Raw genomic sequence first — 20,737 nt, 5'->3', positions numbered from 1 at the left:
GTTTATCTTCTCAACTTGTGGGATAATATGCTATTAGATGAGACAGTTGACGTCAAATCAAGAATCGGCCGGGCGCGAAGATGGGGAGAAGGATGATCGGATTGAGCAACAGCGGCGGCGCAACCGGGCGGAGCCAAGATAGCGTTATCATTCGATCGCTCGCCGGAACCTGCTTTGCTGCCGCAGCGCTGTTCCTGCTGGGCGGCGCCGGCGCGCCGATCGATCGCCACGCGCTCGTTTCACGCCACGATGTAATCCAGACCAGGGTCGATCCGCATGCGCCGGTGATGCTCGGCAACGGATCGCTCGGCTTCACCGCCGACATCACCGGGCTGCAGACCTTTCCCGAGGCCTATGCCAGGCAATCCCCGCTGCTGACGATGGCGCAGTGGGCGTGGCACAGCTTCGCCAACCCCAGCGACTATACCGCCCGCGACGGCGAGGAACTGGTCGACGTGCCCGGGCGCGGCAAGCAGCCCTATTCCTACATCCGCGATTTCGCCGAGATCGAGCAGCGGCCGGCGCTCGCCTGGCTGCGCGAGAACCCGCATCGCTTCTCGCTGGGCCGGGTCGCGCTGGTGCTGACCGATGCCAAGGGGCAGCCCGCACGGATCGAGGCGCTCAGCGGCACCGAGCAGAAGCTCGACCTGTGGACCGGCACGCTCACCAGCCGCTTCCGTTTCGACGGGCAAGCGGTGACGGTGGAGACGCGCGTCGACGCCGATCGCGATCTGGTCCGCGTGCGCGTGATCTCGCCGCTGGTCGCGGCGGGGCGGGTGGCGATCGACGTGCGCTATCCGGGGGTGTCGCGCCAGCTCAACCCCGATCCGTCGGACTGGTCGGCGGGCGCCGGGCATATCAGCACCGTCGTTGCGCAGCAGCGCGATGCGGTGCAGATCGACCGGCGGATCGACGACACGCGCTATCGCGCGAGCATCCAGGCGCCGGGCGGGCGGGTGACGGCAGTGGCGCCGCACCGCTTCCGCGCCTCGGCGCCGGGCAAGGACCGGCTGGATGTCGTCGCCGGCTTCGAGCGCGCGGCCGCGGCCCTGCCGGCGCCTGACAACGACGCCGCGGCAGCGCGCGTTGCTGCGGCGTGGCGCGACTATTGGTCGAAGGGAGGGGCGATCGATTTCAGCGGCAGCACCGATCCGCGCGCCGCCGAACTCGAACGCCGCGTCGTGCTGTCGCAATATCTCGCCGCGATCAACGAGGCGGGCGACGTGCTGCCGCAGGAAGAGGGGCTGTTCTCCAACAGCTGGAACGGCAAGTTCCACCTCGAAATGCATGGCTGGCACGCCGCGCATTTCGCGCAATGGGGCCGTGCCGGGCTGCTCGAGCGCTCGATGGGCTGGTATGTCGCGCATCTGGATCAGGCGCGGGACAGGGCGAAGCGCCATGGCGTCGAGGGCGCGTGGTGGCCCAAGATGGCCGGGCCGGCGGGGGAGGAGAGCCCGAGCCCGATCAACCCCTTCATCATGTGGCAGCAGCCGCACCCGATCTATCTGGCCGAGATGCTTTACCGCGCGGAGGGCGGCCGGGCCGCGCTCGATCGCTATGGCGCGCTGGTCGAGGCCACGGCGGAACTGCTCGCGTCCTGGCCGCTGAGCGAAAAGGGCAGGCTGCAACTCGGCCCGCCGATCGTACCTGTGCAGGAGAATCATCCGCCGCTCACCACGACCAATCCGGCGTTCGAGCTCGAATATTTCCGCTGGGGGCTGGCGACCGCGCAGGCGTGGCGCGAACGGCGCGGGCTGCCGCGCAAGCCGGCTTGGGACCGGGTGATCGCCGGGCTGCCCGCGCCTGCGGTGCGCGACGGTCTCTACCTCCCGGTCGAGACTTCGCCCGGTTTCTGGACGGATACGATGTCGGCGGCGTGCAGCGGCAATGCGGTGAAGCCGCCTTGCCTCAACCGCGACCATCCCTCCTTCCTGATGGCCTATGGGCTGATCGGCGGCACCCGCGTTTCACCGCCGGTAATGCGCGATACGTTGGCCGCGGTGCGCAAGCATTGGGACATCCGCCAGACCTGGGGCTGGGACTTCCCCATGATCGCGATGACCGCCGCGCGGCTGGGTGAGCGCGAGGCGGCGGTGCGTTGGTTGTTCGAAGATGCCGCCAACAATCGCTGGGGCGCGACGGGCATGACGCCGCGCGTGGAACTGGCGCCGGAAGAGCGGGGCGGCCCCGATGGCGATGGCTACAAGCGGATGGCGGATACCTATTTCCCGTCCAACGGCTCGCTACTGCTCGCCGTCGGGATGATGGCGGCGGGGTGGGAAGGCGCCGAAGGCGCCGCTCCGGGGGTTCCGAAGCAGGGCTGGGTGGTGCGGGCCGAGGGGATCGAGCCGCTGCCCTGAACTGAATTTTCCTCCCCGAGGAAAGCACAGGGAGGAAAAATCGATAATCGCAGAACGGCGCCATTCAACTCCGCGTGATCGAGATCCCGCCATCGACCAGAGATGCCGTGCCGGTCACGAACGCCGCGTCATCCGACGCCAGATACAGCACCGAGCGGGCGATCTGTTCGGGCGTGCCGACCCGCTTCAGCGCGTGCATCGCGGTCAGCGCGGCGCGCTTTTCCTCGGTATCGTTCATGTCGCGATACATATCTGTGTCGACCGCGCCCGGCAGGATCGCGTTGACGCGCACCTGCTGCGGGCCGAACTCGGCGGCCAGCGCCTGGGTGAGGCCGATCAGGCCGGATTTGCTCGCGGCATAGGCGGCGGCGCCCGGAAAGGCGAAGGTGTGGCCGACGAAGGTGGAGGTGAAGATCACCGATCCGCCGCCATGCGCCGCCATATGCGCGATCTGATGCTTGGCGGCGAGGAAGGCGGCGGTGAGGTTGATCGCCACCGTGTCGGCGAAGCCCGCCTCGCTGACGGTAGTCGAGGGGCCGCCCTCGCCGAGCGTGCCGGCATTGTTGAAGGCGATGTCGAGGCGGCTGAACTGCTCGACCGCGGTGCGCACCAGCGTTTCGTGGAACGCCTCCGAGCGCACGTCGCCGGCGACCGCGATCGCCGCGCCACCCGCCGCCTCGATCTCGGCGACGAGCGTGTCGAGTTCGGCACCGCGCCGCGCCGCGACCACCACCTTCGCGCCTTCGGACGCGAACAGACGCGCCGTTTCGCGACCGATGCCCGAGCTTGCGCCGGTGATGATCGCCACCTTGTTGTTCAACCGATCCATGGGATGTCTCCTGAACGGCGGGGCGGCCCTTTGCCGTTCCGTCGATGATTGCGAAGATGGCGTACGCACGTCGTTCGGAGTAGTGACCTAGTTCGGGAACTGGTTTTCGGAAATCCGAACGATGTTGAGGATCGAGGGATTGGCCGCGTTCGTCGCGGTGGCGGAGGGCGGATCGATCAGCGAGGCGGCGCGGCGGCTGCGCCTCTCCAAGTCGGTGGTCAGCGAAAGGCTCGCCGATCTCGAACGCAGCCTCGGCGGCGCGCTCGTCCATCGCTCGACGCGGCGGCTGACCCTGACCGAGGATGGCGGCGCCTTCCTCGACCGCGCCCGCCACATCCTCCACGAAGTGACCGAGGCTGCGGCGGACATGGCCGAGCGTCGCGGCACCCTGTCTGGCGCGTTGCGCATCGCGGCACCGGTGACCTTCGGGCGCATGCATCTCGGGCCGGCGCTCTATCCCTTCCTCGCGGAGCACCCGGCGATCGAACTGACGCTCGACCTCGACGATCGCCGCGTCGATGCGACCTCGGGCGGCTATGATGCGATCATCCGCCACGGCCCGATCAGCGATTCGCGCCTCGTCGTGTGGACGCTCGCGCCCAGCCGGCGCTACCTCGTCGCCGCGCCCGACTATCTCGATCGCCATGGCGTGCCGAAGACGCTCGAGGATCTCGAAGCGCATCGCAGCATGTCCTACGCTTATCGCGGCATCGCCGACTGGCTGTTCGAGACGCCGGAAGGCGGCGTCTCCGTCCGCGCGCAGGTGGCACTGCGCTCCAACAACGGCGACATGCTGCGCGACGCGGCGATCGCCGGGCTCGGCATCGCGCTGCTGCCGGGGTTCATCGTTGGCGAGGCCATGCGCGCGGGCAGCCTCGTCGCGATCGACATCGGCGTCCAGCCCGCGGCCGAGTTCATCTACATGGCGCATCCGGCCGGGCGGAACCCCTCGGCCAAGCTGCGCGCGATCGTCGAGCATCTCCGCGCCCGCTTCGGCAATCCGCCTTATTGGGATCCGCCGATATCTTGAGCAGGCCAAGCCTTCCCCGCGACGCGGCGAGGCGATAAGGCGCGGGGCATGTCCGACCCATTCTATATCACCACCGCGATCAGCTATCCCAATGGTCGCCCCCATATCGGCCACGCCTATGAGGCGATCGCCACCGACGCGATCGCGCGTTCGCGCCGCATCGCCGGGCGCGACGTGTTCTTCATGACCGGCACCGACGAGCACGGCCTGAAGATGGCGCAGACGGCGCGCGACAAGGGCATGGAGGTGGCCGATCTCGCGACGGAAATGTCCGGCTATTTCCGTGAGATGGATGACGCTCTCAACATTTCCTATGATCGTTTCATCCGCACCACCGAGCCCGCGCACCACGCCGCTAGCCAGGCGATCTGGCGCGCGATGGAAGCCAATGGCGATCTCTATCTCGGGCGCTACGAGGGCTGGTACTCGGTGCGCGACGAGGCGTTCTACGACGAGAAGGAACTGGTCGGGGGCGAGGGCGGCGTCCGCCTGAGCCCGCAGGGCACCCCCGTCGAGTGGACGGTCGAGGAAAGCTGGTTCTTCCGCCTTTCGCGCTATCAGGACAAGTTGCTGGCGCTGTTCAACGACCAGCCCGATTTCATCCGGCCGGAGAGCCGCCGCAACGAGATGATCGCCTTCGTCTCGGGCGGGCTTTCGGACCTGTCGGTCTCGCGCACCAGCTTCGACTGGGGCGTGAAGGTGCCGGGGGCGGACGGCCATGTGATGTATGTTTGGGTCGATGCGCTGACCAACTATCTGACCGGCGCCGGCTATCCCGACGACACGGAACGGATGGCGCGGTTCTGGCCGGCCGACGTCCACATCATCGGCAAGGATATCGTCCGCTTCCACACCGTCTACTGGCCGGCCTTCCTGATGTCGGCAAACCTGCCGCTGCCGCGGCAGGTGTTCGGCCACGGCTTCCTGCTCAATCGCGGGCAGAAGGAATCCAAGTCGGTCGGCAACGTCACCGATCCGCTCGATCTCGCGCAGCGCTTCGGCGTCGATGGCCTGCGCTATTTCCTGCTGCGTGAGGTGACCTTCGGCAGCGACGGCAGCTACAGCCCCGAGGCGATCGTCACCCGCGTCAATGCCGATCTCGCCAAGAGCTTCGGCAATCTCGCGCAGCGTGTGCTCTCCTTCATCGCCAAGAATCTCGACGGCCGGCTGCCCGATCTCAACGATCCGCAGCCCGCCGACACCGAATTCTCGATGCTGGTGGCGCAGGCGACGCTCGACGAGATGCCGCGCCACTGGGAGGACCTGGCGATCTCGCAGGCGATCGAGGCGTGGATGCGCGCGGTGTGGGCCGGCAACCAATATGTCGATGCGCAGGCGCCGTGGGCGCTGCGCAAGACCGACCCCGCCCGGATGGAAACCGTGCTGGCGACCTTGGTGATGGCGATCCGCAACCTCGCCATCGCGATCCAGCCGGTGATCCCGGCGTCGGCGGCGAAGCTGCTCGACCAGCTCGGTATTCCCGCCGCGGACCGGACGATCGCGGGCATCGCCGAAGCGGGCTGGTATCAGGCGCTGCAGGCGTCGGGCTTCAAGCTGGCGCCGCCGACACCTATCTTTCCGCAACTGGAAATGCCTGCCGCGGACGCCGCCTGATGCTCGTCGATTCGCACTGCCACCTCAACTACAAGGGGCTCGCCGAGCACCAGCAGGAGGCGCTCGACCGCGCACGCGGCGCGGGCGTCTCGGCGATGCTCAACATCTCGACGCGCGAACGCGAATGGGACGATGTGCTGGCGGTCGCCGAGCGCGAGGCGGATGTGTGGGCGTCGGTCGGCATCCACCCGCATGAGGCGGATGCGCATCCCGATATCGACGCCGCCAAGCTGGTCGCGCGCGCAGCGCACCCGCGCGTCATCGGCATCGGCGAGACCGGGCTCGATTATTATTACGACCATAGCGACCGCGACCGGCAGAAGACGAGCTTCCGCTCGCACATCGCCGCCGCGCGCGAGACCGGACTGCCGCTGATCGTCCACACCCGCGACGCCGAGGACGATACTGCCGCGATCCTGGCCGAGGAGATGGGGAAGGGCGCCTTCCCGGCGCTGATCCACTGCTTCACCGCGAGCGGTGGTTTCGCGGACAGGATGCTCGACCTCGGCCTGTTCATCTCGATCTCGGGGATCGTGACCTTCAAGAACGCCGCCGCGCTGCAGGAAACCGCAGCACGGCTGCCCGCCGACCGGCTGCTCGTCGAGACCGACGCGCCTTTCCTTTCGCCGGTGCCGCATCGCGGCAAGCCCGGCGAGCCCGCCTTCGTAGCGGACACCGCGCGCTTCCTCGCCAATCTGCGCGGCGAGCGCATCGAGGATCTGGCGGCAACGACCACCGCCAATTTCTACCGGCTGTTCACGAAGGCGCGCGCTTGAGCCTGCGGGCGGTGATCCTCGGCAGCGGCACCTCCTCGGGCGTGCCGCGCATCGGCAATGACTGGGGCGATTGCGACCCCACTGAACCGCGCAACCGCCGCCGCCGTGCTTCGATCCTGGTCGAGAGCGCGACCACCCGGATCCTCGTCGACACCTCGCCCGACATGCGCGAGCAGTTGCTCTCGGCCGATGTCGCCGATGTCGATGCGGTGCTGTGGACGCATGACCATGCCGATCATTGCCATGGCATCGACGACCTGCGGCAGCTCTTCCACGCCCGCGGTGCGCCGGTGACGGCCTATGCCCGCGCCGCGACGCTCGAAACGCTGCGCCAGCGCTTCGGCTATGCGTTCGACGGCAAGGAAGGCTATCCACCAACGGTCCAAGGCCATGATCTGCCCGACGCGCTGCGGATCGGCGACATCGACATCAAGGTGGTCGATCAGCCGCACGGCTCGATCACCTCGGCTGGGTTCCGGTTCGAGGCGGGCGGCGTGGCGATCGGCTATTCCACCGACTTCCACATCGTCACGCCGGCCATGAACAGGCTCTTCCAAGACGTCGATATCTGGATCGTCGATGCGCTGCGCCACCGCCCGCATCCGACGCATCCGCACCTCGGACTGACGCTCGATGCCATCGCCGCGGCCGGTCCGCGCCGCGCGGTGTTGACGCATATGGACTGGTCGATGGATTATCGCACATTGTGCGCCACGCTCCCGCCGGGCGTGGAACCGGGTTATGACGGGATGGTTGTCAAGGTCCGATGAGCGAAGGTCAGACCGCCAATTTTCTCTATATGCTGCTGTTGCTGGTGCTCGTCGGCAGCAGCCTGATCGCGCGACGCCTGCCCATGGGGCAGACGCTGAAGATGGTGATCGCATGGGTCGCGATCTTCGCGGTGGGTTTCTTCATCGTCAGCCTGGTGCGCGGCGGGATTTGACGCCCCTCCGTTCGCCCCGGGGGGCGAACGGAGGACATTCAGGTCAAGGGGATCGGCCCCTCAATCCACCAATACGCAGTAGCGGAAGTCGTGCTTGATGAAGTTCTGCCCCAGGCTGTAGCGCACGCGCCGCACGCCGGGGATCTTGTCGATCGTCTGGTGGAGGAATTCGGTGAGCTGGTTGCCGTCCTCCACCAGCGTCATCGCCAGCACGTCGGCACGGCCGAGCATGGTGGAGACGAAGCCGATCTCGGGCAGCGATGCGAGATGTTCCGCCAGCGCGTGGATGTCGCCCGCGGTGTTCGCCTCGATCCACAGATAGGCGAGGAACGGGTTCTTCAGGCGGTTGGCGTTGGTCACCGCCGCGACGCGGATCACCTTGTTGTCGAGCAGGCGCTTCAGGCGCGATCGGATCGTGCCTTCGGTCAGGCCGAATTCGCGGCCGATCTCGCGGTTGCTGACGCGGGCGTCATGGCTCAGCCGGTCGATGATCTTGTGGTCGAGCTCGTCGAGCGGGATGCGGGTCATAGCGGCGCCCATTCGGGATTGTATTTGAGGATCTTCATCGAAAGGCCGGGGAACAGCCGCTCTACGCCCTCGACGTTCGCGATCGAGTCGGTGAGCAGCCGGTCGAGTTCCTCGATGTCGGCGGCGACGACCTGGACCTCCAGGTCATACATGCCGATCGTCACGTTGACGGTGATGACATTTTCGAGCCGGGCGAGCTCGGCGCCGACCTGCGCGGCGGAGCGGCCCTTCACCTGCACGCCCACCGCGGCGATGGCGTTGAAGCCCATCGCGGTGAGGTCGCGCATCGCCACAACGCGCACGGTATTATTGGCTTCCAGCTTGCGCAGCCGGGTGCGCACCGTCGCTTCATTGACATCGATCAGCCGCGCCAAGTCGCGGTTGGCGATGCGGCCGGACTGGCGCAGCGCGGCGATGATCTTTTCGTCGATCGGTTCGAGATCGGCGGGCGGTGCGGAGACGCGCTGCGGGGTGGCCGCCGGTTCCACTGTCTTCTTTGTCCGTCGTATCGCCACGTCTTTTTCCGTTCCTGTCTCTGTGCTTCCCCACAGCCCCGCCTGATCGCGGCCGATCTCCTTAGCGAACAATCGCGGGGTGGGGAATGCGGGGCTCGCCCAGCATCGCGCGGAACGAGGGGGGCTGCTTGTCGCCGGCATCGACGATGCCGTAACGCTCGCCCATCTCGGCACCGATCAAGGTCTGCCCGGTCAGTGCCATGCGATCGGGATCGGCATGGATCGCGGCGATGACCCGGCCGGTGAATTCCGGCGTCTCGGCATTGGCCATGATCGCCTCATATTGATCGGGGCGCTCGGCGATCGCCTTGTCGGTCCGCTCGGTCTTGAGCGGCCCCATCCAGATCGAGACCGCCGCCACGTCCGCTTCCTTCAGGTCGACGCCCATGTCGGCGGCGAACTTGTCGACGCCGGCCTTTTGCGCGCCATAGGCGGGGCCGTGCATGTAGCAGGCCGAACCGAAGGAGGAGGTGAAGGCGATCAGCCCGCCGCCGGTGCGGATCATCAGCGGCGCGGCGTGGAAGCTGGCGACATAGCCCGAGCGCAGCCCGACATCGAGGATGTCGACCAGGCTCAGCGGCCGTTCCCAGAAGCCGCCGGGCTGGATCAGCGCATCGTCGATGATCGCGGCATTGTTGACGAGAATGTCGAGCCGGCCCTCGTCGCGCTCGATCTGGCCGAACAGCGCCTTCACCGCGCTGTCGTCGCGATGGTCGACCGCGACGGCGATGCCACGCCCGCCGGCTTCGTCGATCGCGCGGGCGGTGCCGCCGATCGTGCCGGGCAGCGGCGCCGATCCTTCGACGGTGGTGCGGCCGGTGACATAGACGGCATAGCCCGCCGCGCCCAATGCCCGCGCGATGCCCGCGCCCGCGCCGCGGCTGGCGCCGGTGACGACGGCGACCTTGCGATTGTCATTGCTCATGCCGAATGCTCCTTGAGGATGTCGAGGAAAGGGGGGCGCTCGCCGCCGCCATGCACGTCGAGCGCGGCGCCGGTGACGTAGGATGAAGCGGGCGAGGCGAGGAACAGCGTCGCCTCGGCGATCTCCCCGGCACGGCCCAGCCGCTGCGCGCCGATGTTGCGGGCGATGGCGGCCTGTGCGGCGGCGTCGCCATAGGTGGCCTCGGTCGCCTCGGTCTCGATATAGCCGACGACGATCGCGTTGACCCTGATCGCCGGGCCCCATTCGTGCGCGAGGCTGCGGCCGAGCGCGATCAGCCCGGCCTTCGCAGCCGAATAGGCGGCGGTGCCGGGGGAGGGGCGTTCCGCCGAGACGCTGGCGATGTTGACGATCGACCCGCCGGTCGCCTGCATGTGCGGATGCGCCGCCTGCGACAGATAGATCGGCGCCATCAGGTTGAGCGCCACCACCCGCTCGGCGAGGCGGGGCGAACTGGTCGCGAGCGGCGCCTCGGGCGAGCCGCCGGCGTTGTTGACGAGAATGTCGAGCCGGCCATGCTTCGCCGCCACCGCATCCACCATCGCGCGCGCTGCGTCCGGATCGCGCACGTCGCACGCGACCACCTCCAGCCCGTCGATCGCCTGCGCGCTGCGCCCGCAGACGGTGACCTTCGCGCCCGCCGCCGCCAGCCGTCGCGCAATCGCAAGGCCGATGCCGCGCGTGCCGCCGGTGACGATTGCCACCTTGCCATCCAGATTGGCCAGATCCCCCATTCGCATCCTTTCGTCAGATATTGGCGCGCGCCGCATGGCGGGCGGCGCGGCGGCCGGAGAAGAAACAGTCGGCGAACGACAGGCCGCTGACATAGGTCTGCGAGGCGATGCCGACCGCGCTGCGCCCCGCCGCGTAGAGACCGGGGATCGGCGTGCCGATGCGGTCGAGCACCTGGCCGCTTTCTTCCGAGACGCGGAGCCCGCCGAAGCTGATCACCGGCAGCGGCAGGAAGCGGCTCTCGATCGAGATGTCCATCGCATAGAACGGGGCCTCGGCGATCGGCTGCATGTCCGCCGGCTCCTTGCCGAACGGGTCGGCGGCGGCGCCCGACGCCGCGGCGTTGTAGGCGGCGATGGTGCGCGCGAGGCCGGCGGGATCGACGCCGATCCTGCCGGCGAGCGCATCGAGGCTCGGCGCCTTCTTCGCGTTGAACGCCAGGTTGAGCAATGTCACGTCGCGCTGGAAGGGGACGAGGTCGGGATCGCGCGCCTGCGCGAACGCGGCCTTGCGCAGCGTCTTGTCGTAGATCAGCCAGGCGATGCCGCCCTGATGATCGCCGATATGCTCGCCAAGCGTGGCACCATAGACGGTCTCGTCGACGAAACGCTCGCCGGCGCGGTTGACGACGATCGCGTCCGACCAGGCCTTGGGCGGGTTGATGAAGCGCCACGCGCTGATCTTGTCCATCAGCGCGGTGGCGCCGCCCGCGCTCATGCCGAGCAATATGCCCGATCCCTGATCGCCCAGCGTGCCGTTGGGCATGCCCCGGGCGTAGGTGGGGGCGTAGCGCTCCACCATGCGCGGGTTCATGATGAAGCCGCCGGCGCTCAGCAGCACGCCTTCGCGCGCGCGGATCAGCCGCTCGGTGCGGCCATGCGCCTCGATCGCGGCTGCCTTGCGGAGATAGTGATTGCCGAGCCCGATGGTGACGGAGGCGAGCGGGATGCTGGGCGGCAGCGCCGCGAGCAAGGTGTTGGCGCGGGCGATGTAGCGGGTGAAGCGCTGTGCGTCGGCCGAGCTCTCCGGGATCTGCAGCACGCGTACGCCGATCACCCGGCCGCTGCGATCCTGGACCAACTGTCGCGCCTCGGCGAAGCGATGGTAGGTGAGGCCGAGGCCGAGCGCGGAGCGGGTCATCGGCTCGGTGATGAACTTGCCCAGTCCCCAGGCCTTCTTGCCGTCTTTCCCGAACGCACGGTGGCCGCGTGCGGCGGGTTTGGCGCGGGCGCGGTAGCTGGCGACCAGCGAATTGTCGGGGTGATAGAGGAAGCGGTCGAGCGGCGGGTAGGACGCCTTCTTGCGCCACACCCCGCCCGCCAGCTTGCCGCCATGTTTGAGGATCCAGTCGATCGTGCCCGGGCTTTCCTCGACGAAGCGGCGCAAGGTGGCATCCGACACGACATGGCCGGCCTCGATCCGCAGATAGTCGAGCATCGCCTGCGGATCGTCCTCCTCGCCCTCCTGCCGCTGGATCGCGGTGCCGCCGCCGGCGTAGAAGACGCCCCCATTGGCTGCGGTCGATCCGCCGCAGGCATAGCGATCGACCGCGGTGACCGAGAGGCCGCGTTCGAGGCCCTCCAGCGCCGCCGCAACGCCGGCGCCGCCCAGTCCGACGACGACGAGATCGGCGGTCGCGGTCCATGCGACGTCGCCGGCATCGTCGACGATCAGGGGGGCGTCGACCGCGACGCCGACATCGGTGGCGGGGGAGAAGGGCGCGTTCATCAGAAGCGGTACGCGACCTGGCCCAGCACCTCGCGCGGGCGGCCCTGGCGCGCGGCGATGGCGGCGGTGTAGTTGGCGGTGCCGACGATATAGTCGCGGTCGAACAGGTTGGTCGCGATCAGTTGCGCCTTGATGCGGTCGTCGTCGCTGGTCCAGCCGATCCGCGCGTTGACGATGCCATAGCCGTCCTGCTTCTCGGCATAGTCGGTCACCGCACCGAGGCCGTCGTTGGCGGCGGTGAAATAGATCCGGCTCTGGACATGCGCGTCGGCGCCGAGCACGATCTTGCCGGCATCCGCCAGTTCGACCGTATAGGCCGCGCCGAAGGTCGCCGACCAGCGCGGCGCATTGTTGAGCCGGTTCCCCGAGGCGTCGAAATTGCCGAAGGTCGTGACGAACGCATCCGGATAGTCGCGATATTTGGCATCGAGCCAGGCGATGTTCGCGGTCAGTTCGAGCGGGCGGACGGGGCGGGCGACGACCTCCGCCTCGATGCCCTTCACCCGCGCGGTTGCGGCATTCTGCGTCCGCGCGCCGAGCGAGGCGCCGATCTGGACGTAGCTCTGCACCTGCAGGTCGGTATAGTCGTAATAGAAGCCGGTCAGGTTGAGGCGCAGCCGCCGGTCGAACCAGTCGCTCTTGAGGCCGAGCTCATAGGACCAGAGCTTTTCGGGGCCATAGCCGGCGGCCGCGTCCACCGCGTTGTTGGCGCCATAGTCATAGCCGCCGCTCTTGAAGCCGCGCGTCGCCGACGCATAGATCAGCACGCGCTCGCCGGGCGTGAAGTTGATGCCGAACTTCGGCGTGAACGCGTCGTCGTGCCGCTTCGTGTCGATCGAGAAGGGGTCGGGCAGCCCCGGTATGCCGGCGAGGACGAAGCCCCGCTCGGCCACCGACGGATCGGTGTCCGTCGACGCGGTAAAATAATCGTCGATCGCGTAGCGCTTACGCTCGCGGGTGTAGCGCAGGCCGGCGATCACCGAGAGTTGATCCGACAGGCGATATTCGCCCTGTCCGAAGAACGCGATCGAGCGCGCCTGCAGCAGCGGCCGCTGGATGTGCGAGGCGCCGAACGGGAAGAGCGTCAAGGTCAGCGGCTCGCGGTTGCGCTCGTCGAAATAATAGGCGCCGAGCACCCAGCTCAGTTTCTCGCTCTCGCCCAGCAGGCTCAGTTCCTGGCTGAACTGGTGCTGGCGGATCGGGCGGAGCTGGTTGAGGAGCACATCGGCCGCGCTCGCGTCGGCGTCGGCGATGATCTTGCCGCGGAAGACGCGGTAGCCGGTCAGCGCGCGCAGCTTGATGCCGTCGGTCAGTGGCAGGATCAGGTCGCTGGAGACCCCGTAATTCTCGAGGACGGTGAAATTGTCCCGGTTCATCGAAACCTTGTCGAAATCGCCGAGGATCGCATCATCGGTGGGATTGCCCGTCGGCCGGATCAGCTTGGGATAGGCGCCGAACGCACCCGACTGGCGCGACCAGTCCGCGCGCACGGTCCATTCGCCCGACGCGCCGATGGGAATCAGGATCTGGCCGCGCACGCCGCGCGATTTCAGATCCTCCGCGTCGTTGCCGGTCGAGACATTCTCGCGGAACGCGTCATGGCCGGAGAGATCGGCGGCAAGGCTCGCGCGGACGCCGCCGGCGACAGGGCCCGAGATATAGGCTTGCACCGCGTAGCGATCGAAGGTGCCGTAGGCGGCCTGCACCTGCCCCTCGAGTTCGGCCGATGGTTTGCGCGAGACGATGTTGATCGTGCCGCCCACCGAATTGCGGCCATAGAGCGTGCCCTGCGGGCCACGCAGGACCTCGACCCGCTCCACGTCCAGGAAGTCCTGCAAATAGCTGAGCGGGCGGGCGAGATAGATGCCGTCGGTGTGGATCGTCGTGCTCGGATCGGAGCCGATGAAGACGATGTTCGAACCGATGCCGCGGATGAAGAGCTGGGTGTAGCCGGACAGGTCGGACACCTGCAGCGACGGCACATAGGCCTTCAAGTCCTGCACGTCGCGCACGCCGCGATCGTCGAGCTGCTCGGCGCTGAGCGCGGTGACGGCGATCGGCGTGGATTGCAGTTCGGTCTCGCCCATGCGGGTCGCGGTGACGACGATGTCGGCCAGGCCGTTCGGCTCCTCGGCGACCTGCGCGGAGGCGGCGCCTGTCAGCATGACGCCAAGGGCAAAACCGGCCACCGACGCGGGCCGAGCCATGCGTTGCATTTCGTCCTCTCCCTTACTCAAGATGCCGATCTTGCGCCGACACGATGCGAGGATGCGTATCATGGGCGGTTCGACTATGCTAGATCGACTCTTGCGATAATGAGTCGACGGAGTTGACGTTTTGCGTAGAAATCACTAGCCATTCATTACGAATGCTGGTGATGTGCAATGTAGAGAGGCGTGCAGGAGGCAGCTATGGCAACGGCGTTCAAGATGGATGCGGCGGATATCCCCAGCCCTGAAGAGCTGGTCGAGCGTGCGCGGGCGATGATCCCGACGCTACGGGCGCGGGCGCGCCGGGCGATCGCGGACCGCAAGGTGCCCGATGAGACGATCGCCGAGATGCAGGAAGCGGGCTTCTTCCGCGTGCTCCAGCCCAAACGCTGGGGCGGCTACGAGATGCACCCCAACGTCTTCTTCGACGTCCTGAAGCTGATCGCGGAAGGCTGCATGTCGACGGGCTGGGTCTATGGCGTGGTCGGCTGCCACCCTTATGAACTGGCGCTGTTTTCCGATCGTGCGCAGACCGAGGTCTGGGGTGAGGACACCAGCGTGCTCGTCTCTTCCTCCTACCAGCCGGTCGGCAAGGTCGAGCATACCGACGGGGGCTTCTACCTCTCCGGCCGGTGGGGCTTCTCCTCAGGGTCGCAGCATTGCGACTGGGTGCTGCTCGGCGCGCTGGTGCCGCCCAAGGCCGAGGGCGAGGCGCCCGACATGCGCACCTTCCTGGTGCCGCGCAGCGACTATCGCATCGACGAGACCTGGGACACGTTCGGCCTGCAGGGCACTGGCAGCCACGACATCGTCATCGAGCGCGCGTTCGTGCCCGATTACCGCACCCATCGCGCGGCAGACGGCTTCCTCTGCACCAATCCGGGGCAGCGCGAGAATAGCGGCCCGCTGTTCAGCCTGCCGTGGGCGCAGATCTTCGTCCGCTCGGTCTCGTCGGCGGCGCTGGGAGGGACGCGGGCGGCGATCAACGCGGCGATCCAGATCGCGAAGGATCGTGTATCGACCAACACCGGCAAGGCCTCCAAGACCGATCCGATGCTGATGGCGGCGATTGCGCGCGCCTATGCCCAGCTCAGCGAGATGGAAGCGACGCTGGGCGCGAGCTTCGACGCGGCGCTCGCCAAGGCCGAGCGCGGCGAGCCGATGTCGATGCAGGAACGCGCGGTCAACCGCTACCAGTCGTCAACCGTGGTTCGTCGGTGTGCCGATCTCGTCGATGAGATCATGCCGCTGCTCGGCGGCCGGGCGATCTACATGTCGAGCGCCATCGTTCAGCCCTGGCTCGATATCAATGCCGCGCGGGCGCATGTCGCCAACGATCCCAACAATATGGCCGCCGATCTGGTGAGCACGCTGAACAGGGAGCCACCATCCTTCCTGTTCCTCTGATCGCGCGAGATGAAAACAATGGAGAGGGAGCGGCAATGACCGCGGGATTGACGCGAACCGCCTACCAGGTGGCGGGGGGATATGAGATCAGCGTGGCCGAGGCCGGCAGCGGCCGGCCGGTGGTGTTCCTGCACGGCAGCGGGCCGGGTGCGTCGGGAGCGTCGAACTTCCGGCTGAATGCGGACGCGTTCGTCGCGGCAGGCTATCGGGTGCTGCTGCCCGACATGATCGGCTATGGCGCGTCGTCAAAGCCCGAAGGCATCGACTATACGCTGCAGCTGTTCACCGACAGCGTGCATGATGCGCTGGTCCAGGCGGGCGTCACCTCGGCGGTGTTGATCGGCAATTCGCTGGGCGGCGGCGTGGCGATGCAGATGGCGTTCGACCATCCCGGCTTCGTCGAGAAGCTGGTGATGATGGCGCCGGGCTGTGTCGAGGAGTTGCCGGTCTATTTCGCGATGCCCGGCATCGCCAAGATGAAGTCCAGCTTCGGCAGCCCCGAATTCTCGCTGGAAGACCAGCGCGCGCTGATCACCAACCTCGTCTACGACGCGTCGATGGTCACCGATGAGCTGGTGGCCGAACGCTATGCGGTCGCGCGGACCCAGTCCAAGGATGTGCTGGCGCGGATGCGCACGCCCAATCTCGCGCCGCGGCTCGGCGAGCTGACCATGCCGATCCTCGGCTTCTGGGGGCTGCAGGACGATTTCTGCCCGGCCTCGGGTGCGCAGCGCTTCCTCGAAGCCTGCCCCGACGCGCGCTTCATGACGTTCAACGGCGTCGGGCACTGGGTGCAGGTGGAACGCGCCGCCGAGTTCAACCGCTACACGCTGGCGTTCCTCAATGGCTGACCGCGAGAAATGGGCGGACGCGCTCTATCGCGCGTTGCGTGACCGCGCGACCGTGCCGCCGCTGAGCGGCCAGGACGCCGCGCTGACCATCGATGACGCTTACGCGATCTCCCTCGCTACCCTCGAACGGCGCAAGGCCGATGGCGAGCGGGTGGTGGGCAAGAAGATCGGGGTGACGTCGAAGGCGGTCCAGGACATGCTCGGTGTCCACCAGCCCGATTTCGGCTTTCTCACCGACCGGATGTGGATCGATGGCGAGACGATCGACATCGCCGCGCACGGCCTGATCCAGCCGCGGGCCGAGGCCGAGATCGCCTTCATCCTGAAGGATGCGCTCAAGGGACCGGGGGTGACCGCCGAGCAGGTGATCGCCGCCACCGCAAGCATCGCGCCCTGCTTCGAGATCGTCGACAGCCGCATCGCCGACTGGAAGATCGGCATCGTCGACACCGTGGCGGACAATGCATCGTGCGGGGTCTTCGTGATCGGCGAAGCACGCGCCTCCGCGGCGGCGCACGACCTGCCGGCGCTGCACGTGACGGTCACCAAGAATGGCGAGCCGCTGTCCGAAGGCTATGGCTCGGCGGTGCAGGGATCGCCGGCCGAGGCGGTCGCGTGGCTTGCCAACACGCTCGGTGCCTATGGCGTCACGCTCGATGCCGGGGACGTCATCCTGTCGGGCAGCCTCGTGCCGCTGGCGCCGGCCAGCGCGGGCGATGTCTTCGAAATGGAATTGCACGGCGTCGGGCGCGCAGCCGCCCGCTTCGTCTGAGGGAGAATGCAGTGGCACGCGTGAAGGCGGCGATCATCGGATCGGGCAACATCGGCACCGACCTGATGATCAAGATGCTCAAATATCCGCAGAACATGGAGCTGGCGGCGGTGGTCGGCATCGATCCCGCGTCGGAAGGACTCGCCATGGCGCGCGAACGCGGCGTCGCGACCACGCACGAGGGGATCGAGGGGCTGCGCGCGCTGCCCGGCTATGAGGACATCGGCATCGTCTTCGATGCGACCTCCGCCTATGCGCACAAGGCGCACGACGCCGCGTTGCGCGCCGACGGCAAGCAGGTCGTGGATCTGACGCCGGCGGCGATCGGCCCGTTCACCGTGCCGACGGTCAACATGGATGCGCATCTCGATCAGCCGAACGTCAATATGGTAACGTGTGGGGGGCAGGCGACGATCCCGATGGTGGCCGCGGTCAGCCGCGTGGCGACCGTCCACTATGCGGAGATCGTCGCCTCGGTCTCGTCGCGCTCGGCCGGGCCCGGCACCCGCGCCAATATCGACGAGTTCACCCGCACCACCGCGCGCGCGATCGAGGAGGTCGGCGGCGCGGCGCAGGGCAAGGCGATCATCATCCTCAACCCGGCCGAGCCGCCGATGATCATGCGCGACACGGTGTTCACCTTGTCCGAAGGCGCGGACGAGGAGACCATCCGCGCGTCGGTGAAGGCGATGGTGGAGGCGGTGCAGGCCTATGTGCCGGGCTATCGGCTGAAGCAGGAAGTGCAGTTCGAGCGCTTCGGCGACAACAACCGGCTCAGGATCCCGGGCCGCGGCGAGTTTACCGGGGTCAAGACCTCGATCTTCCTCGAAGTGGAAGGCGCGGGCGACTATCTTCCCAGCTATTCGGGCAATCTCGATATCATGACTGCCGCCGCCAAGGCGACCGGCGAACTGCTCGCGCAGAAGATCCTCGAGAAGCGGAAGGTGGCGGCATGAGCGGGTTCGACGTCGAGACCGACAAGCTTTACATCCAGGATGTGACCTTGCGTGACGGCATGCACGCGATCCGCCACATGTATGGCATCGATCACGTCCGCAGCATCGCGAAGGCGCTCGACGAAGCGGGCGTGGACGCGATCGAGGTGGCGCATGGCGACGGGCTCAACGGCGCCAGCTTCAACTATGGCTTCGGCGCGCATACCGACTGGGAATGGCTGGAAGCGGTCGCCGAGGTGCTCGAGCATTCGGTGCTGACCACCTTGATCCTGCCCGGTGTCGGCACGGTGGACGAGCTGCGCCGCGCCTATGATCTGGGGGTGCGATCGGTGCGCGTCGCGACGCATTGCACCGAGGCGGATGTCTCGAAGCAGCATATCGGCATCGCCCGCGACCTCGGCATGGACGTCGCCGGCTTCCTGATGATGAGCCACATGATCGAGCCCGACGCGCTCGCCGCACAGGCGGTGCTGATGGAATCCTATGGCGCGCATTGCGTCTATGTGACCGACAGCGGCGGCGCACTCGACATGGACGGCGTGCGCGATCGCTTCCGCGCCTATGACCGCGTGCTCAAGCCCGAGACGCAGCGCGGCATGCATGCGCACCACAATCTCTCGCTGGGCGTCGCCAATTCGATCGTCGCGGCGCAGGAAGGCGCGGTGCGCATCGATGCCAGCCTTGCCGGCATGGGTGCCGGTGCGGGCAATGCGCCGCTGGAGGTGTTCGCTGCCGCCGCCGACCGCAAGGGCTGGAACCATGGCACCGACGTGATGAAGCTGATGGACGCCGCCGAGGATCTCGTCCGCCCGCTGCAGGACCGGCCGGTGCGCGTCGATCGCGAGACGCTCGCGCTCGGCTATGCCGGGGTCTATTCGAGCTTCCTCCGCCACGCGGAAAAGGCGGCCGCGGATCATGGCCTCGACACCCGCACGATCCTCGTCGAGCTCGGCCGCCGCCGGATGGTCGGCGGGCAGGAGGACATGATCGTCGACGTCGCGCTCGACATGGTGAAGGCGCGCGAGGCGGCGGCGTGAGCGAGGGCTCGCTGCACCGGCCGTTGCCGGTGGACGCGGTGCCGGGCTGGGACATCGAGACCGACGTCGCGGTGATCGGCTTCGGCGCGTCGGGGGCCTGCGCCGCGCTGGAGGCGGCGCGCGGCGGCGCGCGGGTGACGCTGTTCGAGATGGCTTCGGGCAGCGGCGGGGCCTCGGCCTTGTCGGGCGGGGAGATCTATATCGGCGGCGGCACCGACGTGCAGCGCGCCGCGGGGTTCGACGACAGCATCGAGGCTCTGGCTACCTATCTCAAGCTGGCGGGCGGGCCGGACGCCGATGTCGCCAAATGCGACCTCTATGCCGCTCAGAGCCTCGATCATTTCGAGTGGCTGAAGGCGCAGGGCGTGCCCTACAAGGGTACGTTCGTGCCCGGCAAGATCATCGAGCCCGCGACCGACGACACCTTGATCTGGTCGGGCAGCGAAGAGGCCTGGCCCTATAGCGAAGCCGCCGCGCCGGCGCCGCGCGGCCATGTCATCCAGTGGGAGGGATGGGGCGGCGGCCGCAAGCTGGTCGATATCCTCGAACGCAATGTCCGCGAGGCGGGCGTCGACGTGCGCACCGATGCGCGCGTGCTCTCGCTGATCGCAGACGGCGCGCGCGTGGCGGGCCTGGTCGTCCGCATCGACAACCGGCTGGTCCATGTCCGCGCGGGCGCGGTGGTGATCTGCACCGGCGGTTTCTGCATGAACACCGACATGCTGCGGCGCTATGCCCCCGGCGCGCTCAAGCTCACCGATCCGATCGGCGAGAACGACAATGGCTCGGGCATCCTGATGGGGATGAGCGCGGGCGGCGATGCGATCCACATGGACGAGTTCTTCACCACCTGTCCCTGGATCATGCCCGAAAGCCTGGTGAAGGGCATCTTCGTCAATAGCCGCGGCCAGCGCTTCATCAACGAGGATTGCTATCATGGCCGGGTGAGCCGGACGATGATCGACCAGCCGGGCGATCGCGTGTGGCTGCTCGTCGACAATGCGATCTTCGCGCGCCCGATCGACCTGGCGCGGATCGACATCGCCTCAGTCGGGGAGACCTGGGAGGAGGTGGAGCGCGACCTCGGCCTGCCCGAAGACACGCTCTCCGCCACGGTCCGCACCTTCAATCGCTATGCGGCGGAAGGGCATGATCCGGTCTGCCGCAAGGCTGCAAAATGGCTGAAGGTGCTGGACGAACCGCCCTACGCCGCGCTCGAACTCGGCTTTCCCGGCAGCTATTTCTCGTTCTTCACCCTGGGCGGCCTGTCGACCGCACCCAGCGGCGAAGTGCTCGATCGCGCCGGCGTGCCGGTCAGCGGCCTGTTCGCCGCAGGCCGCGCGACATCCGGCCTGCCGCGCTCGGGGCATGGCTACAGCTCGGGGATGAGCCTTGCGGATTGCACCTTCTTCGGCCGCAAGGCGGGGCAGGCGGCGGCGGTTGCGGCACGCGCGGTCGTGCGCGAGGAGATCGTGGCGGCCTGACCCAGGCCGCCACCCGGTCGGC

General features: G+C 67.6%; 19 protein-coding genes. 12 read left to right on the top strand and 7 right to left on the bottom strand.

Going from position 1 to position 20,737, the window contains the following annotated elements; all coding sequences use genetic code 11:
* Positions 1-92 precede the first annotated feature (92 nt).
* A complete protein-coding gene (locus NX02_RS12150) occupies positions 93-2,360 on the top strand; it encodes a hypothetical protein (RefSeq protein ID WP_245648835.1) in 2,268 nt (755 codons plus the stop codon).
* 64 nt (positions 2,361-2,424) lie between these two features.
* On the opposite strand, the gene NX02_RS12145 is transcribed toward NX02_RS12150, so the two are convergent.
* A complete protein-coding gene (locus NX02_RS12145) occupies positions 2,425-3,189 on the bottom strand; it encodes an SDR family oxidoreductase (RefSeq protein WP_025292462.1) in 765 nt (254 codons plus the stop codon).
* Between the two features lie 139 nt (positions 3,190-3,328).
* On the opposite strand from NX02_RS12145, the gene NX02_RS12140 reads away from it, so the two are divergent.
* Genes NX02_RS12140 through NX02_RS33110 form a run of 5 tightly spaced genes read left to right on the top strand, consistent with a single transcriptional unit; the run spans position 3,329 to position 7,552 of the window.
* On the top strand, positions 3,329-4,219 hold the full coding sequence (locus tag NX02_RS12140) for a LysR family transcriptional regulator (protein ID WP_245648834.1): 891 nt from the start codon (positions 3,329-3,331) through the stop codon (positions 4,217-4,219).
* 48 nt (positions 4,220-4,267) lie between these two features.
* On the top strand, positions 4,268-5,833 hold the full coding sequence (metG, locus tag NX02_RS12135; protein WP_025292460.1) for a methionine--tRNA ligase: 1,566 nt from the start codon (positions 4,268-4,270) through the stop codon (positions 5,831-5,833).
* Positions 5,833-6,609, top strand: coding sequence for a TatD family hydrolase (locus NX02_RS12130; protein ID WP_025292459.1), 777 nt, complete (start codon positions 5,833-5,835; stop codon positions 6,607-6,609). Before metG ends, NX02_RS12130 begins: the two co-directional genes overlap by 1 nt.
* Positions 6,606-7,379 (top strand): MBL fold metallo-hydrolase, encoded by a 774-nt coding sequence (locus NX02_RS12125; RefSeq protein WP_025292458.1) that lies wholly within the window; start codon positions 6,606-6,608, stop codon positions 7,377-7,379. The genes NX02_RS12130 and NX02_RS12125 overlap by 4 nt, the downstream gene beginning before the upstream one ends.
* On the top strand, positions 7,376-7,552 hold the full coding sequence (locus NX02_RS33110) for a hypothetical protein (protein WP_169787210.1): 177 nt from the start codon (positions 7,376-7,378) through the stop codon (positions 7,550-7,552). Before NX02_RS12125 ends, NX02_RS33110 begins: the two co-directional genes overlap by 4 nt.
* 60 nt (positions 7,553-7,612) lie before the next feature.
* Here NX02_RS33110 and NX02_RS12120 read toward each other — a convergent pair whose 3' ends face one another.
* From NX02_RS12120 to NX02_RS12095, 6 genes are all read right to left on the bottom strand, one after another.
* Positions 7,613-8,080, bottom strand: a complete 468-nt coding sequence (locus tag NX02_RS12120; RefSeq protein ID WP_025292457.1) for an Lrp/AsnC family transcriptional regulator — start codon at positions 8,078-8,080, stop codon at positions 7,613-7,615.
* On the bottom strand, positions 8,077-8,595 hold the full coding sequence (locus NX02_RS12115; protein ID WP_025292456.1) for an Lrp/AsnC family transcriptional regulator: 519 nt from the start codon (positions 8,593-8,595) through the stop codon (positions 8,077-8,079). Before NX02_RS12115 ends, NX02_RS12120 begins: the two co-directional genes overlap by 4 nt.
* Positions 8,596-8,656: 61 nt before the next feature.
* Positions 8,657-9,520, bottom strand: coding sequence for an SDR family NAD(P)-dependent oxidoreductase (locus tag NX02_RS12110; RefSeq protein ID WP_025292455.1), 864 nt, complete (start codon positions 9,518-9,520; stop codon positions 8,657-8,659).
* Positions 9,517-10,272, bottom strand: a complete 756-nt coding sequence (locus tag NX02_RS12105; protein WP_025292454.1) for an SDR family oxidoreductase — start codon at positions 10,270-10,272, stop codon at positions 9,517-9,519. Before NX02_RS12105 ends, NX02_RS12110 begins: the two co-directional genes overlap by 4 nt.
* Positions 10,273-10,285: 13 nt before the next feature.
* Entirely contained in the window at positions 10,286-11,998 is a 1,713-nt protein-coding gene (locus NX02_RS12100; RefSeq protein ID WP_025292453.1) for an FAD-binding protein, read from the bottom strand.
* Complete coding sequence (locus tag NX02_RS12095) at positions 11,998-14,214, bottom strand: TonB-dependent receptor (protein ID WP_025292452.1); 2,217 nt, start codon at positions 14,212-14,214, stop codon at positions 11,998-12,000. The genes NX02_RS12100 and NX02_RS12095 overlap by 1 nt, the downstream gene beginning before the upstream one ends.
* Positions 14,215-14,409: 195 nt before the next feature.
* On the opposite strand from NX02_RS12095, the gene NX02_RS12090 reads away from it, so the two are divergent.
* The 6 genes from NX02_RS12090 to NX02_RS12065 are packed head-to-tail and all read left to right on the top strand — an operon-like array spanning position 14,410 to position 20,715.
* Positions 14,410-15,615, top strand: coding sequence for an acyl-CoA dehydrogenase family protein (locus NX02_RS12090; RefSeq protein WP_039996556.1), 1,206 nt, complete (start codon positions 14,410-14,412; stop codon positions 15,613-15,615).
* Positions 15,616-15,650: 35 nt separating this feature from the next.
* Complete coding sequence (locus tag NX02_RS12085) at positions 15,651-16,466, top strand: alpha/beta fold hydrolase (RefSeq protein ID WP_025292450.1); 816 nt, start codon at positions 15,651-15,653, stop codon at positions 16,464-16,466.
* Positions 16,459-17,238, top strand: coding sequence for a fumarylacetoacetate hydrolase family protein (locus NX02_RS12080; RefSeq protein ID WP_025292449.1), 780 nt, complete (start codon positions 16,459-16,461; stop codon positions 17,236-17,238). The genes NX02_RS12085 and NX02_RS12080 overlap by 8 nt, the downstream gene beginning before the upstream one ends.
* A gap of 11 nt (positions 17,239-17,249) precedes the next feature.
* Positions 17,250-18,194, top strand: a complete 945-nt coding sequence (locus NX02_RS12075; protein WP_025292448.1) for an acetaldehyde dehydrogenase (acetylating) — start codon at positions 17,250-17,252, stop codon at positions 18,192-18,194.
* Positions 18,191-19,231, top strand: coding sequence for a 4-hydroxy-2-oxovalerate aldolase (gene dmpG / locus NX02_RS12070; RefSeq protein WP_025292447.1), 1,041 nt, complete (start codon positions 18,191-18,193; stop codon positions 19,229-19,231). The genes NX02_RS12075 and dmpG overlap by 4 nt, the downstream gene beginning before the upstream one ends.
* Positions 19,228-20,715: an FAD-dependent oxidoreductase gene (locus NX02_RS12065; RefSeq protein WP_025292446.1), complete on the top strand. Its 1,488-nt coding sequence runs from the start codon at positions 19,228-19,230 to the stop codon at positions 20,713-20,715. The genes dmpG and NX02_RS12065 overlap by 4 nt, the downstream gene beginning before the upstream one ends.
* The last annotated feature ends 22 nt before the right edge of the window (positions 20,716-20,737 follow it).

Origin of the sequence: Sphingomonas sanxanigenens DSM 19645 = NX02, from assembly GCF_000512205.2 — a bacterium.
In the GTDB taxonomy this organism is placed as follows: domain Bacteria; phylum Pseudomonadota; class Alphaproteobacteria; order Sphingomonadales; family Sphingomonadaceae; genus Sphingomonas_D; species Sphingomonas_D sanxanigenens.
The sequence above is the reverse complement of the archived record's forward strand: the minus strand, read 5'-3'. Positions and strand labels throughout refer to the sequence as shown.